The organism is Bacteroidales bacterium, from assembly GCA_012517825.1.
Taxonomy (GTDB): domain Bacteria; phylum Bacteroidota; class Bacteroidia; order Bacteroidales; family JAAYUG01; genus JAAYUG01.
In genome coordinates this window covers 1-17,503 of record JAAYUG010000144.1, presented here as the reverse complement: position 1 = coordinate 17,503, position 17,503 = coordinate 1, and the positions used below count along the sequence as shown (strand labels likewise).

Here is a 17,503-nt window from a genome sequence, read left to right as displayed (position 1 = left end):
GCACAGCCATTGAAATTGCCTCAGTTCATAAGATTCCTGTTATTCTGAACCCTGCTCCGGCGTTTCCGATTGCCTCCGACCTGCTGTCAAAGATTGAGTATCTTACTCCGAATGAGCACGAAGCCGCCATGATAACTGGTCACGGACAAGAGGATGAAACGGACCCGTACCGGCTCGCCGCCAGGCTGATTGAAATGGGATGCCGGCAAATCATTATCACTCTGGGCGAAAAAGGAGCCCTGTATGCCACCCCAGGCAGAACTGATCTCATACCCGGTTTCCCTGTGAAAGCTGTTGATACTACCGCTGCCGGAGACACCTTCAACGGATACCTTGCTGTTGCAATTGCCAGCGGAAAACCCATCCAAGAGGCCATCCGTTTGGCCAATAAAGCCGCTTCCGTTTCGGTAACCAGAATGGGAGCACAGTCGTCAATACCGGTTTTATCTGAAATTGAATAATTCAATCGCCAAAAACTCCAACCATGGCACACAATGTAAAATATGGTAATTGCAGGCTTCTGGTCAGCATAATTCTGCTATCAGGGCTGATTTTTTCTTCCGGTCAAACTATGGGTCAGAATCTGAAAAAAATCAATATTTCAGGGCAGGTACTGGAAGAGACTACAGGAACGCCACTTGTAGGTGTAAATATCATTGTAAAGGGAACTCAATCCGGAACAATTACCGATACCGATGGAAATTTCTCACTCCAGATCAATGCAGGAGATGTTCTTGTGTTTTCCTATGTAGGGTATGAGACCCTCGAACAGTCCTTTACAAAAGAAGGAACATATACGATACGACTTAAGGAAACTTCCAGAAGTCTGGAGGAAATCGTTGTAATTGGCTATGGGTCCGCTTCAAAAAAGGAGGTTACCGGTTCCATAGCCTCAGTGAAACCGGAAGCTTTTAATAAAGGGACGTTCAATGATGCAATGGGACTGCTTCAGGGGAAAGTGGCCGGATTATCAGTCATCAAACCCAACGGTGCCGACCCTCAGGCAGGTTACCAGATTCTTTTAAGAGGAACCAATACGCTGACTTCCGGGCAAGGACCTCTTATCATCATCGACGGTGTCGCCGGAGCTGATTTGAAAAATCTCGATTTTGAAGATGTTCAGTCCATTGATATTCTGAAAGATGGTTCAGCAGCTGCAATCTATGGAACACGGGGAACCAACGGAGTTATTCTCATTACAACCAAAAAGGCCAAAACCGGTAAAACCAGCATGGAATATACGGGCCAGTTTTCAGGTCAGGTTGCGGCAAGAATGGTCAAAAACCTCACGGCTGATCAGTTCAAATATGCCATTGAAACCTATGCACCTGATAAAATTGGAAGCATTTATGGTGCTAAAACCAACTGGTATAAAGAAATCACACGCCCCGTTCCTTTCAGCCACAGGCAAACACTGGCTATTTCGGGTGGAACGGAAGCCTTTTCGCACAGAACCTCATTCAATATTATCAACAACCAGGGGCTTTTGAAGAAAAACGACGCAAATAAGTATCTGTTCAAAACCAACATCAATCAATCATTGCTTGACGGCCGGCTCGATATTGATTACAACATCATTATGGGACTAAGACAATACAGACCAGCTAATTACAATATTTTCTATCAGGCCTTTATACAGAACCCTACGCAACCGGTTTATGACCCCGCCAACACCATGTATGGAGGCTATTCATCTCTCCCCGGTATCGAATATTATAATCCCGTTGCCATGCTGAAAGAAATGAAGCGCATCGGAAAATCAAATGACAACGGACAGAACATACGGGCCAGCCTTAAACTGATCCAGGGTCTTACCTGGTCCAATTTTCTTGCTCACGAAGGCTCCAACTGGGAAGAAACTACCTACAGAACGCGTTATTATCCAAGCCGGATCGGAAGAAACGGAGAAGCTGAAATCAGTGATGGCAGTTCCAACAGCATCCAGTACGAAAGCACCCTGAATTACAATTTCTCCACCGGCAATCACAATTTTCAGACGATTGCAGGTTACTCCTATCAGAAGTTTGAGAACGACAATGATTATATGATTAATTCGGGGTTCGATACCGATCTCTACGAAGTATACAATATAGGAGCCGGCTCAGCCCTCCCGGAAGGAAAAGGGGAAATGGGATCCTACAAAGAATCAAGCAAGCTGATATCCTTTTTTGGAAGAATAATGTACAACTACAGGGGTAAATATCTTGCTTCAGTTTCCCTTCGGAGAGAAGGCTCTTCAAAATTTGGAGAAAATCATAAGTGGGGTTCCTTTCCGGCAATCAGCCTCGGATGGAGAATACACAACGAACCTTTCCTTCAGAATGTATCCTGGCTGGATGACCTGAAACTCCGCGTAGGCTATGGAATTACAGGAAATCAGGATTTTGAAAACTACCAGTCGCTTGTACTGATGGGAAAGGCTGGTAAATTTTTCTATAACGGAAACTGGATCAATTCTTATCAACCGGTTTCCAATCCCAACAAAGATCTCCGCTGGGAGAAAAAACAGGAATTTAATGCAGGTGCTGACTTCGCTCTGTTCAAAAGCCGTTTCGGAGGTTCAGTAGATTTTTATTACCGAACCAGCACCGATCTTCTCTACCGCTATAGTGTATCCGTTCCACCCTATCTTTATAACCAGTTGTTCTCCAACCTGGGTTCCATACGAAATATTGGGGTTGAGATTACCCTCAACGGAACGCCAGTCAAAACGAATGATTTCAAATGGAACACCATTTTTACTTTTAGCACCAACAGCAACAAACTCACAAAGTTTTCCAATGCCGAGTTTACCAACAAATACATTGATGTAGGCTGGATAGGGGGTGCCATACCGCAAAATTCGCAACGAATCAAGGAAGGAATGAGCCTCGGTACATTCTGGGGGCCCGTTTGGCTTGGTGTTGATGAAAGCGGATACGATAAGTTCAAGAATGCTAATCCAATAGGTCTTGTCGATCCCGAGAACTATGAGGCCATAGGAAACGCCTACCCTACTTGCTCACTCGGATGGAGTAACTCGATGAATTACAAAAACTGGGATCTCAGCTTCTCGTTCCGGTCAAATATCGGTGGCAATGTGCTAAATCTCTACCGGCTTTATTACGAAAACTGGCAGAATATTGGCACACGCAATATTGTGCTTTCACAACTTGAAAACCCCTCGTTTATTGGAAATGCCACCTATTCATCCAAATATGTGGAAGATGCTACTTTCCTCAAACTTGACAATGTTTCCATTGGCTATAATCTGCCGTTCAAAATCAAGTACATTTCTGCTGCCCGTTTCATGCTCACCGCACAGGATGTGTTTTGCATAACAGGTTACCAGGGTGTCGATCCTGAGGTGAACCTGCTGGGTCTTGAACCAGGAATAGAAAGATTAACCTACTATCCGCGCACGACAACCATCACTTTCGGTATCAATCTGACATTCTAACAAAAAACAGAACACTATGAAAACTACTCTTCCTTTAATACTTACTGCATGCCTGTTGGCAATATCAACGGCATGTACCGACCTTCAGGAAGAAATTTATTCCGATATACCTATTGAAAAGTTTTTCCGGACCGAGGAAGATGTCCTTATGAATGCTGGCCGGGCCTATACAAAATTACAAAGGTTTACCGAGGAGTTCAGCCTGTGGACGTTGATTGAAATTTCCTCAGACGAGATGGTTGCTCCTGCCCGCGACGATGGGTTCGTATGGGACAATGGTCGCTGGGATCAATTGCATACCCACCGTTTTAATGCAAACAACAAAATCCTCACCCTTGCATGGCAATCGGTATTTGAGGGGATAAGTGCCTGCAATGAAGTTCTATATGAAACAGAAACCACCCCGATCAATTTTGAAGGAAAAGAACGTGTAATAGCCGAAATAAAAATTTTACGGGCATTATTTTACTACTGGGCAATGGATAACTGGGGTAACATTCCGTTCACTGTCGACTTTACTGATAAGAAACTGCCTCTGCAAAAAGACAGAAACTATGTTTTCAATTTCCTGGTGAATGAGATTACATCAAACATAGACAAACTTCAGGCACAACCAACTGCAGAATACTATGGAAGAGTAACTCAGGGTATGGCATATACCCTGCTGGCCAAATTGTATCTGAATGCAAGCGAATGGATAGGCCAGGCAATGTGGGAAGAGGCGGTTCAGGCCTGCAACAAGGTTATTGAATCGGGAGCTTATTCGATCGAAGATGACTTCTTCGCAAACTTTAAGGTACATAATGAATCTTCTGTTGAAAACATTTTTGTGATTCCTTTCCATTCGGTATATACCAAAGATCGCTTCTACTGGTATACTCTTACACTGAATGATGCAAGCAGGGCCACTTTCGATTTCGTTGGCCAGATGTGGGATGAATTTGTTATCGAACCCCCTTTCGTTGCCAAGTTCGGAGAAAACGATCTGAGGCGGAAATCCTTCCTGTCAGGCCAGCAGTACGACAAAAACGGAAACAAAATTTTCTTTATTGAAGGACCTGCCCAGGATACTGTTTGGTTTATTTATACACCGACTATTGACAATTACATGTCACGAAAACGATGGGAAGGGGCAAGAATCTGCAAATATGAATACCAGCCCAAGCTGGAGTATTATGTTAATGATATGGAGAATGATTTTGCCATATTCCGTTATGCAGACGTGTTATACACCAAACTTGAAGCTCTTTATCGGCTCGGGCGTGCCGGCGAAATGCTGTCTGATCCTCAGTTACAAAAAATTCGTACGCGGGCCGGTCTGGCACCTTTTACTGCCAGCGACCTGAATGATGCTGAATTGCTGGACGAATTCGCCCGTGAATTCGCATGGGAAGGAAGGCGCAGACAGGATCTGATACGTTTCGGAAAATGGGGAGACCCCTGGTGGAATAAACCTGCTTCAGGCCCAAATGCCAAACTATTCCCGATTCCACAAACCGCTATAAATACCAATCCTAACCTTGTTCAGAATCCTCTATGAAACGAAGCACATACATATTGCTTTTATGCTGGTTTTGCAGCTTTTCGACAGCCTTTTCGCAGGGAAGGATGCAGAAACAGAGCATTTCGCTTAATGAACTTCGCGATAAGATCGCCGGGGCATGGATAGGGCAATTAATAGGAAATATGTACGGATTGCCTCACGAAAACAAATATATTGCTGAACCTGGTCCTGAAAACTGGCCTTACGGATACACAAAAAGCCTGAACAAGCTCATCACTTACAATGGGGCTTTTTCGGATGATGATACCGATATTGAGTATATGTATCTCTGTACAATGGAAAAGACCGGCCCTGAACCCAGCTATGAAGATTTAAAAAATGCATGGATGTACCATGTACGTGACAGGGTTTGGCTTGCCAACAGGGCAGCTTTGGGACTTATGCACTATGGTTATACTCCTCCTTTTACCGGAAGCAAAGAATATAATCCCCACTGGTATCAGATTGACCCGCAACTTATCAATGAAATCTGGGGATATACCGCACCGGGAATGATAAAATATGCCGCACAGAAATCTGACTGGGCTGCAAGAATTACCAGTGATGACTGGGCCACAGAACCAACGGTGCTCTATGGGGCAATGTACGCTGCTGCTTTCTTCGAAAAGGACATCCATACTCTCATCACTATCGGATTGAGGGAGTTGCCTCCGGAAGGCCGATATGCCAATACAGTTAAAACCATACTGAACCTTTTTGAAAAGTATCCGGATGACTGGAAAAAGGCACGTCAGCAAATGGCTGAAGAATATTATGTTAATGAACCTGCTGAGACAAAATCTATCTGGAACGCCAACCTGAACGGAGCATGCGGAATCCTGGCCCTTCTTTATGGGAAAGGCGATTTCCAGAAGACACTTGACCTGGCATGTGCTATGGGATTTGATGCTGACAACCAGGCCGCAACCCTTGGCGGACTCCTCGGTGTAATCCACGGATTCAAAAAACTGCCTCCTGACCTTTACCGCCCCCTGAAAGAATGGAAAGAACCTTTCAACGACCGGTATGTCAACATTACACGGTATGATCTGCCGGATGCAAAAATCAGCAATATCATCGACCGCATTGTGGATCAGACTCTTTTGCTGGTTCAGAAAAAGGGAGGAAAGATCACCGTTGCCAACGGAAACAAAATGATAGTAATAAACCGCGAGGCCGAGTTCAATCCTCCGGTTGAATTCTGCATAGGCCCAAGTCCGCTGATAGAAGTGGGAAAACCTGTTGACTATAATTTCTATACTTTAACAAATCAGCATTATCGTTGGATTCTTCTCAAAGGAAACCTGCCGGAAGGGCTAACCTTCCTGAATGGTAAACTGATGGGAACCCCTTCCCGGCCGGGAAGATTTTTTATTACCTTACAACTTGACAACGGAAAAGAAAAAGCTGTAAAAGAATTTGAATTATGGGTGCGAAATAAGAACATAGCCCCCATTGCCGATACAGTCTTTGCCAATGTACGGGTCATTAACCAAGCTGTGCTTGACTCAACCTGGTGTACCTGCGGCAAACAAGCCTATACTGCCCACATAGACGCAATACGCGATGGTGTTCTGTACGGCAAGGGCTCAACGTTTATCAGCCTGGCAGCGAAAACAAAAATTCCCAAAGTTGATTATTACGGTTACGGATGGAAAGATGAACATACCATTGATCTTATCTCCTTGCATGCAGGATGCCTTGAGGAATTCGGAGGATGGTTTACTTCGCTGAATGTCCAGTATCAAAATGCTGAAGGCAAATGGGTCCCGGTAGAAGAACTTCAGATTATTCCCCCTCTGCCAGAAAATACGGATGTCTTCCATCAGGCTCCGAATGTTGAATATTTGCTTGCATTCCGCCCTGTCCGGACCAGGGCTGTTCGTATCATAGGCGATGCGGCAATCCAGAATCACTGGCATAAATACACCAACACAGTTTCTTCTTTTACTTCCATTACGGAACTTAGTGTTTATGAATCCTCCCAAAAACCCTGAATATATGCTCTGCAAATTCACTAAAATTTTCCTTCTTTCTGCAGTGGTTTCTGTGTTGGGAAACAGTGCATGCCAGAAGAACAGGAACACAGGTGAACCGGCATGCATCAAGATCCCCACAGAAACCCTGCAGGATAAAATCAAAGGCGGATGGGCCGGCCAGACAATTGGTGTTGTTTATGGAGCCCAGACTGAATTTAAATTTCAGGGCACTACCATCCAGGATTATCAGCCAATCAAATGGGGAAAGGGCTTTGTCAAATACTGGTGGGACAAAAAACCCGGTCTCTTTGATGATATTTACAATGACTTAACCTTTGCTGAAATATTTGAAAAATATGGTCTGGATGTTTCTGCTGATACCATAGCTTCGCACTTTGCCTCAACAGAGTTTCATCTGGCTCATGCCAATCAGATGGCCCGTTACAACCTCCGTAACGGCATGCGTACGCCGTTATCAGGAAACTGGCTCAACAATCCTCATGCCGATGATATTGATTTTCAGATTGAAGCCGATTTCATAGGGTTGATGACGCCTGGTATGCCAAACAAAGCTAATGAAATAGCCAACAGGGTGGGTCATATTATGAACAGCGGAGATGGCTTCTACGGAGGTGTTTTTGTTGCCAATCTCTATGCACTTGCATTCGTTTCAAATGATGTAAATTTCATTGTGAACGAGGCTCTGAAAAGTATCCCAGAAGGCACCCAGTTCCATTCCTGTATATCTGATGTAATAAAATGGCATAAGCAGCACCCTGATGACTGGCAATGGACGTGGTTTGAACTCCATAAAAAATGGAACAAAGACGTTGGTTGCCCAAAGGGAGTTTTTCTTTCCTTCAACATTGACGCAAAAATCAATTCCGCTTATGTGGCACTTGCTCTTCTTTACGGCCAGGGTTCCTTTTCACGCACTATTGATATTGCTACCCGCTGCGGTCAGGATTCTGACTGCAATCCTTCTACTGCCGGTGGCATCCTGGGAGTAATGCTGGGATATTCTAACATCCCCGCTTTCTGGCTTGATCCACTTCGCGAAATTGAAGTACTTGATTTTAAAGACACCCATGTTTCTCTGGCCAAAGCTTATGAACTCAGCTTAAAACATGCCATTCAGCTCATCACTCTTTCTGGAGGAAAAACCGACTCAAATACAGTATGTATTCCGGTTGAAAAGGTGGAACCAGTTGCATTTGAACAGAACTTTATCCATACATATCCCAAGGCCAGAGAACGCATCGACCGTTCCATAACCGATACCTTTTCCTTCTCCTTTGAAGGGAATGGATACATTTTGTACGGGAATCTGATAAAATGCAAAGGAATTTCAAAAGAATACTTTACAAGAATAGCCAATAAGTTCGGTACCGAAGTATTTGCTCTGGCTGAACCAAACGACCCCTATGTGGCTGAGCTGGAAATATGGATGGACGGCGAGCTTGACCAACATGTTCGGATGCCCATGATGAACACCTCCCGGCGTCTGGAGCCTGCCTGGAAATACCTTCTTGAAGAACGAATGCACCACGTAATGATTAAATGGATTAACCCGAATCCTGATTATCTGATTCATATTAATGATTTGATCATTTATAGCCAAAACCCGCCTATGAACAACTTGCCTTTGGAGTAAACAAAAGAACAATATGAAACCCACATGTTTTACAAACACAAACACAGCGGTAATAAAATGCCGAACATGTGGGTTCCATCATACCATTGAAAATTAATTTTATTATGATGAAAAAATACGTACTACTATCGCTGATAATTGGTTTACTATTTACCGGCTGTAAAGAAAAACCGCAAACCAGGACCGGTAAGGTGGCAGTGGCTAAAATTTCTCTTTCAACTCTGAACGATAAAATCCGGGGAGGATGGGCCGGTCAGACGATAGGCTGTACCTACGGAGGCCCTACTGAGTTTAAGTTTCGAGGCTCCATGATCCAGGATTACCAACCCATACCATGGTACGATGATTACATCAGGGAAACATTTGAAGCTGACCCCGGTTTGTACGATGATGTTTACATGGATCTGACATTCCTGGAAGTATATGATCGTCTGGGACCAGAAGCACCAGCAGATTCCTTTGCTATTGCCTTTGCTACCAGCAAATATAAACTCTGGCATGCAAATCAGGCCGCCCGGTATAACATTCTGAACGGCATTCTGCCCCCTGCTTCAGGTCACTGGCTGAACAATCCCCATGCCGATGATATTGATTTTCAGATCGAAGCCGATTTTATCGGAATGATGTACCCGGGAATGGTCAATGCAGCAACTGATCTTTGCGACAAAATCGGGCATATTATGAACTACGGCGACGGGTGGTATGGGGGTGTTTTTATAGCCGCTCTCTATTCATTTGCCTATATTAACGATGATATTCCTTTTATAGTCAGCGAGGCGCTTAAAACTATACCGGAAAAAACCCGGTTTTACAAAACCATAAGTGACGTGATCGCGTGGCACAAGGAATATCCTAACGACTGGAAGCAATGCTGGTTTGAAATTGAAAAGAAGCACACCTCCGAAAAAGGCTGCCCTGAAGGAGTATTCAATGCTTTTAATATTGATGCTTCCTTGAATGCTGCCTATGTAACAATGGCACTGCTATATGGAGAAAAGGATTTTTTCAAAACAATCGATATTGCAACCCGTGCAGGACAGGATTCTGACTGCAATCCCTCAACAGCAGGAGGAATCCTTGGAGTCATTCTGGGTTATTCAGGAATACCTTCCTGCTGGAAACCATCAGTTGAAAAAACTGAAGAAATGTATTTCCCTTATACCCATACCAGCCTGAAAAAAGCCTGTGAACTCAGCCTGAAACATTCTCTCAATCATATTCGCAAGGAAGGTGGGGTTATTGACAAGGATGAAGTTGTTCTTACTGTTCAGAATCCTGTAAGTGTAAATTTTGAACAATCGTTTGAAGGAATGTTTCCGAAAGAAAGAAGGCCCTTTAATAAGGAAATTGAATCAGGAAGCTTTGAACTGAGTTTTGAAGGCAACGGTATCGTATGTATGGGAGCGGTAAAGAATAACCCCTGTGCCCGGAATCCGAATCCGGATTATGTTGCTTTGTTGAATGTTTATCTTGACAACACTTTGACAGAACAGGTCAAAATGCCCTATGACTATATTGTCAGGAAATACGATATATGGCATAAATATCTGCTTCCGGAAGGAACCCATACCCTGAAAATTGAATGGAAAAATCCCGATCCGGATTTCCGGATTAATTTCAAAGATGTGGTGATCTATTCATCTAAAGAGCCTACGTTAAGCAGTGGCACATAGAGTACAGAAACATGAACACACCCTGGTTGCATACAGAACACTCGCTCAAAACACTGACCTTTTCAGGCGTGTTTCTTCTGTTTGCATTTATGTGCAAAAAGGAAGAAGAAAAGCCTGTACAATCTGTTGATCTTTATCAGGTTTCTGAAATTAACAGCCGGTTGCTTAACCGTTCGGTTACATATGCAGTTCTTTTACCGGAAGAATATAATACAGGGCGTGATTCCTTCCCTGTTGTTTATCTCCTCCACGGTTTTGGAGACAATTTTACCGCCTGGAAACTGGGTGGAAATATTGAATATTATGCCGGAGCATATGCAACGGTTACCGGGCCTGTAATTTACGTTATGCCCGATGGCTATAATTCGTACTATGTAAACCGGTACAATGGGAAGTTTCCCTATATGGATATGTTTGTCAATGAACTTGTGCCTGCAGTTGATTCACTCTTCAGAACCAGGAAAGGAAGTATCCACCGGGCTGTAATGGGATATTCCATGGGCGGTTACGGAGCAATGATACTGCCCCTGAAACATCCTGAGATTTTTTCGACAGGTGTCTGCCTGAGCATGTCGTTCAGGACCGATGAACAGTATTTAGCCGAACCGCAAAATGTATTCGATTACCAGTTTGGAGCCATATTCGGCGGAACAGGATCTTCTGGCACCGGCCGCATTACAGAATATTTTAAGGAACACAGTCCTTTCTATCTTTTCCGCGCTGAGGATTTGTCTCCATATAGCCATCTGCGTTTTCTGATTGACTGCGGTGATGACGAAGAACAGCTGAACATCACAAACGACGATTTGCATGTACTTATGCGACAGCAGAATCTTCCCCACAGTTACAGGGTCAGAAACGGCGCCCACTCATGGGATTACTGGCATGCTTCATTACCTGAAGCATTCGGGTTTATTGCCGATGGGTTTCATCAGCAAAACACTTCAACTGATCAGGAAATCCCATACAGCCTCACGTATCCTGCCCCTGCACAATTTGATTCTATAACCACGTCCGGCAACACGGCGACCGTTCATATTGTAAAACCCCCATCATACAAAGAAACCGAAAAATACCCGTCCATTTATATCTTCTCAGAGGATGATCGGAATGAGATTTCAGGGCAGTCTCTCGATCGTTTTGCCCTGCTGAATGATGCCATGATCAAAGGGAAAATACCTCCTGCGCTTATTGTAAACATATCCCACCTGTCAACGGATGATTTGATCGGGAATATCCAGCTTATTATTGCCAGAACGGATTCCCTGTTTCATACCATTGCATCTCCCGGGAAAAGAATTGCTCTGGCATTCGGAAATACAGGAGCAGACATGTTGTCCGTCATCCGTTCAGCCTCTGGTGATTTTGTCGGTTGCTTTCTTTACAATGCTAATATTCCCGATTCTCTTAAGGAACCAGCAGCGGGTGTGTTTTATTATCTTGACCAGACTGACGATAATGCTTCTTTTACCGGATACAACAGAATGTACAAACAGCTAAAATACAACAACATGCCGTTTGAATACAGGGTGCGCCAAAGTACAACGCCATTCAATGCAATGCAGACCGGACTTTATTACTCACTGCATAACATGTATCTGAAACTTTCAAACTGACCTTTTAATGAGAACGAGGAGTAAATTCTTTTCTGTCATTATAGCCCTGCTGCCGGTAATTGCAGTTGCAGGAAATCCTGTCCGTATAATGGAAGGTCTTTCCATATACAGCAGGATTCTGGGACAGGAAGTGAAATATTCCGTCATTCTGCCCGATGAATACTTTTCCAGCAACAAATCCTTTCCTGTTGTTTACCTGTTGCATGGTCTGGGGGACAACGAATCATCATGGCTTGAGTATGGCCGCCTCTCGCAGTTTATTGACGAGGAAAGAAGAACAGGACAAATAATCCCGGCAATTTATATAATGCCACAGGGTTTTCGTAGCTATTATGTCAATGACTATCTGGGGAAGTTCAGGTACGAAGATATGTTTATCAAAGAATTCATTCCCTATATAGATTCTGCCTACAGAACTATTCCTGATGGCAGGCACCGTGCCATCACAGGCTATTCCATGGGTGGGTTCGGAGCTCTGGTGCTCCCGCTGAAACACCCGGATGTTTTTTCAGTAAGTGTTCCTCTCAGCATTTCAGTACGTACCGATAGCCAGTATATGACAGAATCGCCTCAGGAAGAGTGGGACCGCCAGTGGGGAAGGTTATTTGGTGGTGAAGGAAAATCAGGAAAGGAAAGAATAACTGAGTACTATAAACAAAACAGTCCTTTTTACCTTATCAAAAATAACAGGAAAATCCATGGCCTGAAAATCTACATTGATAATGGCGACGATGAGCAAACCCTGGCCAAAAGCAACGAAGAACTGCACATGCTGATGATGGACAATGCGATCCGTCATGAATTCAGGGTACGTAACGGTGGCCATGAATTCTCATACTGGAGAGAAGCTCTCCCAAATGCTCTGAGGTTTATAAGCGATGCGTTCGAGAACAAACCTTACCGGGGAGACCATAAACTTTCTCCTCATACATTGCTGAATGAAACAGCAATAAACAAAGAACAGCTCATCAGAATGCACGGATGTTTTGTTGCACTCCCGCCGGAATACAATGAAACCACACGACTTTACCCTGTACTTTATTTTGTCGGGCCTTTTGACACCGTTCAAATGAAAAAAATCAGCGCCCTCATTCATGAACAGACTATTATTCCCGACACTCCGCCCTGTATTCTCATTTTTGCAGATGAAAAACAGGATGATTTGCTATCAGTGACCGTTACGGAAATGGAGAAGAATTTCAGGATCCGACCCGGGAAGCGTTTCAGAGCACTGCTGGCATACAGCAATGGTTCCCGGGTATTGTTGCAAAATATGCAGCTACCTGAATCGTTTACAGCTTTCGTACTGAGCGATGCCCGTTTTACCTCCAGTGAAAATGGCAGCGAACAAGTCCTTGCAGGGAAACAAGACCTTTCCTTCGCCTGGTATTATTTTGATGCTCCTTCTAACGGAAGCAATTATCGCTTCTTCGGGAATCTGCACATCCAGTTCCGGGAAAAGGAAATCTATCATGAATATCGTGTAAGGGAAGGCAACGGAGGTTTCGAATGGTTTTTTGAAGGGCTGCCCAACTATATTAAGTATGTTACCACCAAAATTCACAGATAGAAAAAATGAACCCGATGACTTATTTGCTTTATAAAAAAGAATTTAACCAATTAATACCTGATCCCTTTATCGTTAAACCTTTAAATTTTATGCTATGAAAAAGATGATGTATTTCTTCGTTATTGCAGGCATGCTTGCAATAACCTTTACGTCCTGTAAAAAAGACAAGGACGATGAAGATGAGAACAAACTCGAGGCGGCCCTCATCAAAACCATTGGTGTTGAATATACCGATGGGGTTGAGACGTATCGTTTTGTTTATGATGCCAATAAACGGATTGACACCATTTATGATTACTGGAATGACGAGGTGGACAAAATCCTCAAGTATGATTATTCCGTGCCGGGCAAGCTAACTATCAAGAACATTACCAGCGGTTCAAACTACAGAAGCTATGAGCTGAATGCCCAGGGTATGGTGAGCAAGGAAGATTGGGGAGGCGGAGAATATGCCCAGTACACTTATGATGCCAATGGCTTCCTGACGACAGTGATTGAACACTGGGGCGATGCGGATCATCTTAAATACAAAGCTGATATCACCAACGGGAATATTATCAGGCATACAACGTATGATGATGACGGAGTTACTGTAAAGAAAATTAAAGAATTCTTTTACACTCCGGGGGATAATGTTTTCGGGATTTATCAGGCATCGCTTATAGATAATACATTCCTGCCTATGGGCAATCTTTTTGGCAAACCAAGCGCAAAACTGGTACAATATCTTGAATATTGGGATCCGAGACAAAATCCCATTGTAAAGGGAAGAACCGATATTACCTATGAGTTTGATGCCAAAAACCGAATCACCAAAATGATTCGTAAAGGCGCTGACTGGCAGGAAGTATATACCTTTACTTACTATTGAGAAGGTTTTCTGATTACCGGCTGCTTCCGTTTGCGGCAAGGTTCAATACAAAAGAGAGCGTGCTTTTTCAACACGCTCTTTTTTGTAACAGGTATAATCAAGGTTCAGGGGCTCAGGTGGGTTTCAACTTTAGGCATGCCCCCCTGAAAACAAGTGGTAACAACCCTAAAAAAGATAGTTATTTTAGGGCCCAGGAAGGCAAAGAGGTTTGCAGATGAAGCGATGGCATAACAATAAAATACAAAATCAGTACAAGAAGAATAAGGCTGATTATTTTCAACCCCAGGCCGCATTTTACCATATCGGCCACAGAGATTCTTTCACTCCCGAATATTACAGTATTGGGCCCTGTTCCCACAGGCATCATAAATGCAAAGGATGAGGCAATCGTGGCAGGAATCATCAGTAACAAAGGGTTTGTTTGCGCTGCAATTCCCATACTGGCCAGCACAGGTAGAAAAATATTTGCCGTAGCAGTATTGGGATTAAACTCGGTAAATACCAGAATAAACAACAGTACCACAACCAGTACCATCAAAGAAGGAAGAGTATTGATAAAATATAACTGATTTCCAATCCATTCAGCCAGTCCGGTCGATTTAAATCCCTCCGCCATAGCATACCCTCCGCCCACAATCATTGCCACGCCCCAGGGTATTTGTGATGCCTGTTTCCAGTCAATCAGACGTTTTCCTTTGCCAGCCGGTACAATAAAAAGAAGAATGGCACATACCATTGCTACCGTACTGTCGTGAACATATTTGTCCAGTCCGGTTATTGATCCCCATCCCGGAATGACCAAATTTCCAAATACAAATCCATCCTTAAATACCCAGCCGAAAACAGCAAGAAGGAAAACATACAAAACTCCTTTCTCGCCGGCTGTCATCTTTCCCAGATTTTTCAGTTCCTGCTTTCTGAGAGCAGCATCCTGAACAAGCCGACCGCTGACATGGAAATACTTAACAAGGTAAATCCAGACCAGCGGGAGAAAGATTATCATTACGGGAAAACCCATTTTAAGCCAGCTATAGAAGGTAACAGGAGGCGCACCGGGAAAAAGCTTCTCCATGATACCCGCAAAAATGAGATTCGTAGGCGATCCAATCAGGGTTCCTACCCCGCCTATTGTTGCAGAATAAGCAACTCCAAACAACAAGGCCTTCGGGAAATTACCACTTTTATCCATACCTTCCTCTTCCTGTACGATGATAGCAAGGGTAATGGGTAACATAAGCATGGCAGTGGTAACATTGGAAATCCACATTGAAATGAAGGCCACGGTTATCATAATACTTAAAAGAATAATCCTTCGGCTGGTTCCAAAAGCACTCATCAGAAAAAAAGCTATCCTGCGGTGAAGGTTCTGTGATTCAATAGCTTTTGCCAGAATAAAACCGGCAAGCAGCATAAGAACATAGCCATGTCCGTAATTTTGGGCCGTTTCAGCTGCAGGTAGGATTTTTAATAAAGGAAACATTGCCAGAGGCACAAAGGCTGTTACATAAATCGGTATAGCCCCTGATATCCACCAGATACTCATTAACAACACCACTGCGGCGGCATTCTTTGCTGCAACCGTCATGCCTGCTGGTTCAGGTAAAGCCAGCATGACAGCACACACACCGGCACCTGCAAAAAGACCCAGATATTTTCCTGATATCATAAAAAAAGTATTCTTATTGACACATTACAGATCATTTCTTCCACCGCTGAATTCATCGCAAAATAGTTCTCAAAGGGCATGTATTCGGGAATGCTGTTACCGGAGCCCATGGCATATCTACCCTTGCGGCAGTCCGTTTCAGCAGATTAACAGCCCTTGCTCTGATTTCGGCCGGATAAGCGCGGACAAGAAAGTCCATATCAATTCCGCCAGGGAGGCTTATGCGTGAAGAATATTGTTCATATACTATCAGCGAAATGCTTTCCTCTTTATGTTTTTCCCCTCTTTCAAACTTTAGTGTGTTTCTATTCCGGCACGTCAGGGTAACATAATCGTAGCCTGTATTCCTGAACGCTTCAATGACAACAACAATGTTTTCTTCATTCGTTGAGCAGTTTTCCATTTGCTTTCCCGTTAGATGATGGTAAAGCTTGTCATTAAGAAAAAACGCAAATAAAACAGGTCGGGAGGGACGTTTCCCGCTTAATACCATCTCCGGTTGGCTGAAATCTGGCGTGTCCATTTGCTTGATTTTAGTTAGTAAATATAATTGAATCCCAGGAATTGCTGGAGCGATGAAAACTTTGTTCTTTCAACATTTCAGGCCAAAAAAATAATCGGCCAGCACTCTCTTCTCTGCCATCTTGTCTTTAGCTGACCGATTGGCAAAATTTTTGTTCCTTTGCAGTCCAAAGACGAAGACTGACGTTACCGGATAATCCCATTCTTTATCTTTCAGCGGAAAGGTAAAGAAACAGGAATAAATTATAGCATATATTGTCAGTTGGGATTTACCAGATAAATATTCAGGAGGATTAAAACAGACTATGAAAAGAAATAAAGAAGAAAAAAAGCATGCAGATGAAAGCCAGGTGATGGATGAGGTAAAAAATGGTGCAAAAGCAGAAGCCGGAAACATGACAGAAAGTCAGAGCGCTGATATGCCACCGGCGGAAGCCATGCCGGAACAGCCTGTCATGGAAGCGGAGGTACCTGAAGGGGAAACAGAAAAGCCGGAAGCCAAGACCGGACCTTCACCGGAGGAACAGCTTTCTGCCCTGCAGGATAAGTACATTCGTCTTGCCGCCGACTTCGACAATTACCGCAAGCGCATGCTGAAGGAACGCATGGAGCTGATAAAAACTGCCGGAGAAGATGTTCTGGTTTCCTTTCTGCCCATCCTCGACGATGTGGAACGGGCAATGAAATCCATCCGCGAATCGCAGGACCTGGAAGCCGTTAAAACCGGTGTGGAACTTATCTATTCCAAACTGAAAGACTTTCTTACACAGAAGGGCATCAAGGAAATTGACGCACTCAACCAGCCGTTCAATACCGACTTCCATGAAGCCATCACCAAAATTCCTGTTGACGATCAGGATAAGAAAGGAAAGGTGGTAGATGTGGTACAGAAAGGATATACACTCCACGATAAGGTGGTAAGATTCCCGAAAGTGGTGGTAGGAGAATAAGAATGCGAATAATTGCAATG

12 protein-coding genes are annotated in these 17,503 nt (G+C 43.8%); 10 read left to right on the top strand and 2 right to left on the bottom strand.

What is annotated here, in order from left to right; translation table 11 throughout:
* The 9 genes from GX419_10210 to GX419_10170 form a co-directional block, all read left to right on the top strand.
* Nucleotides 1-461, top strand: a 461-nt coding sequence (locus tag GX419_10210) for a ribokinase (GenBank protein ID NLI25066.1), incomplete at its 5' end; no start/stop codon positions are given.
* 110 nt (nucleotides 462-571) lie between these two features.
* Complete coding sequence (locus GX419_10205; GenBank protein NLI25065.1) at nucleotides 572-3,439, top strand: SusC/RagA family TonB-linked outer membrane protein; 2,868 nt, start codon at nucleotides 572-574, stop codon at nucleotides 3,437-3,439.
* A 16-nt stretch (nucleotides 3,440-3,455) separates the two neighbouring features.
* Complete coding sequence (locus GX419_10200) at nucleotides 3,456-4,979, top strand: RagB/SusD family nutrient uptake outer membrane protein (GenBank protein ID NLI25064.1); 1,524 nt, start codon at nucleotides 3,456-3,458, stop codon at nucleotides 4,977-4,979.
* Entirely contained in the window at nucleotides 4,976-6,979 is a 2,004-nt protein-coding gene (locus GX419_10195; protein NLI25063.1) for an ADP-ribosylglycohydrolase family protein, read from the top strand. Before GX419_10200 ends, GX419_10195 begins: the two co-directional genes overlap by 4 nt.
* Nucleotides 6,980-6,983: 4 nt before the next feature.
* Entirely contained in the window at nucleotides 6,984-8,615 is a 1,632-nt protein-coding gene (locus tag GX419_10190) for an ADP-ribosylglycohydrolase family protein (protein NLI25062.1), read from the top strand.
* 107 nt (nucleotides 8,616-8,722) lie between these two features.
* Entirely contained in the window at nucleotides 8,723-10,288 is a 1,566-nt protein-coding gene (locus GX419_10185; protein ID NLI25061.1) for an ADP-ribosylglycohydrolase family protein, read from the top strand.
* A gap of 11 nt (nucleotides 10,289-10,299) precedes the next feature.
* The gene (locus GX419_10180; GenBank protein NLI25060.1) at nucleotides 10,300-11,904 is read left to right on the top strand and encodes an esterase family protein; all 1,605 of its coding nucleotides are present in this window, start codon (nucleotides 10,300-10,302) and stop codon (nucleotides 11,902-11,904) included.
* Between the two features lie 7 nt (nucleotides 11,905-11,911).
* Nucleotides 11,912-13,474, top strand: coding sequence for an esterase family protein (locus GX419_10175; GenBank protein ID NLI25059.1), 1,563 nt, complete (start codon nucleotides 11,912-11,914; stop codon nucleotides 13,472-13,474).
* A gap of 94 nt (nucleotides 13,475-13,568) precedes the next feature.
* On the top strand, nucleotides 13,569-14,345 hold the full coding sequence (locus tag GX419_10170) for a hypothetical protein (protein NLI25058.1): 777 nt from the start codon (nucleotides 13,569-13,571) through the stop codon (nucleotides 14,343-14,345).
* A gap of 178 nt (nucleotides 14,346-14,523) precedes the next feature.
* Here the strand turns inward: GX419_10170 and GX419_10165 are convergent, their stop codons facing one another.
* Both GX419_10165 and GX419_10160 read right to left on the bottom strand, forming a co-directional pair.
* Complete coding sequence (locus GX419_10165; protein NLI25057.1) at nucleotides 14,524-16,011, bottom strand: SLC13/DASS family transporter; 1,488 nt, start codon at nucleotides 16,009-16,011, stop codon at nucleotides 14,524-14,526.
* A 52-nt stretch (nucleotides 16,012-16,063) separates the two neighbouring features.
* A complete protein-coding gene (locus GX419_10160) occupies nucleotides 16,064-16,534 on the bottom strand; it encodes a hypothetical protein (GenBank protein NLI25056.1) in 471 nt (156 codons plus the stop codon).
* Between the two features lie 352 nt (nucleotides 16,535-16,886).
* On the opposite strand from GX419_10160, the gene GX419_10155 reads away from it, so the two are divergent.
* The gene (locus GX419_10155; protein ID NLI25055.1) at nucleotides 16,887-17,483 is read left to right on the top strand and encodes a nucleotide exchange factor GrpE; all 597 of its coding nucleotides are present in this window, start codon (nucleotides 16,887-16,889) and stop codon (nucleotides 17,481-17,483) included.
* The last annotated feature ends 20 nt before the right edge of the window (nucleotides 17,484-17,503 follow it).

Bases quoted from the DNA above. Each gene is read 5' to 3' on its own strand.
- GX419_10205 (NLI25065.1), top strand. From the start codon at position 572: ATGGGTCAGAATCTGAAAAAAATCAATATTTCAGGGCAGGTACTGGAA.
- GX419_10200 (NLI25064.1), top strand. From the start codon at position 3,456: ATGAAAACTACTCTTCCTTTAATACTTACTGCATGCCTGTTGGCAATA.
- GX419_10195 (NLI25063.1), top strand. From the start codon at position 4,976: ATGAAACGAAGCACATACATATTGCTTTTATGCTGGTTTTGCAGCTTT.
- GX419_10190 (NLI25062.1), top strand. From the start codon at position 6,984: ATGCTCTGCAAATTCACTAAAATTTTCCTTCTTTCTGCAGTGGTTTCT.
- GX419_10185 (NLI25061.1), top strand. From the start codon at position 8,723: ATGAAAAAATACGTACTACTATCGCTGATAATTGGTTTACTATTTACC.
- GX419_10180 (NLI25060.1), top strand. From the start codon at position 10,300: ATGAACACACCCTGGTTGCATACAGAACACTCGCTCAAAACACTGACC.
- GX419_10175 (NLI25059.1), top strand. From the start codon at position 11,912: ATGAGAACGAGGAGTAAATTCTTTTCTGTCATTATAGCCCTGCTGCCG.
- GX419_10170 (NLI25058.1), top strand. From the start codon at position 13,569: ATGAAAAAGATGATGTATTTCTTCGTTATTGCAGGCATGCTTGCAATA.
- GX419_10165 (NLI25057.1), bottom strand. From the start codon at position 16,011: ATGATATCAGGAAAATATCTGGGTCTTTTTGCAGGTGCCGGTGTGTGT.
- GX419_10160 (NLI25056.1), bottom strand. From the start codon at position 16,534: ATGGACACGCCAGATTTCAGCCAACCGGAGATGGTATTAAGCGGGAAA.
- GX419_10155 (NLI25055.1), top strand. From the start codon at position 16,887: ATGGATGAGGTAAAAAATGGTGCAAAAGCAGAAGCCGGAAACATGACA.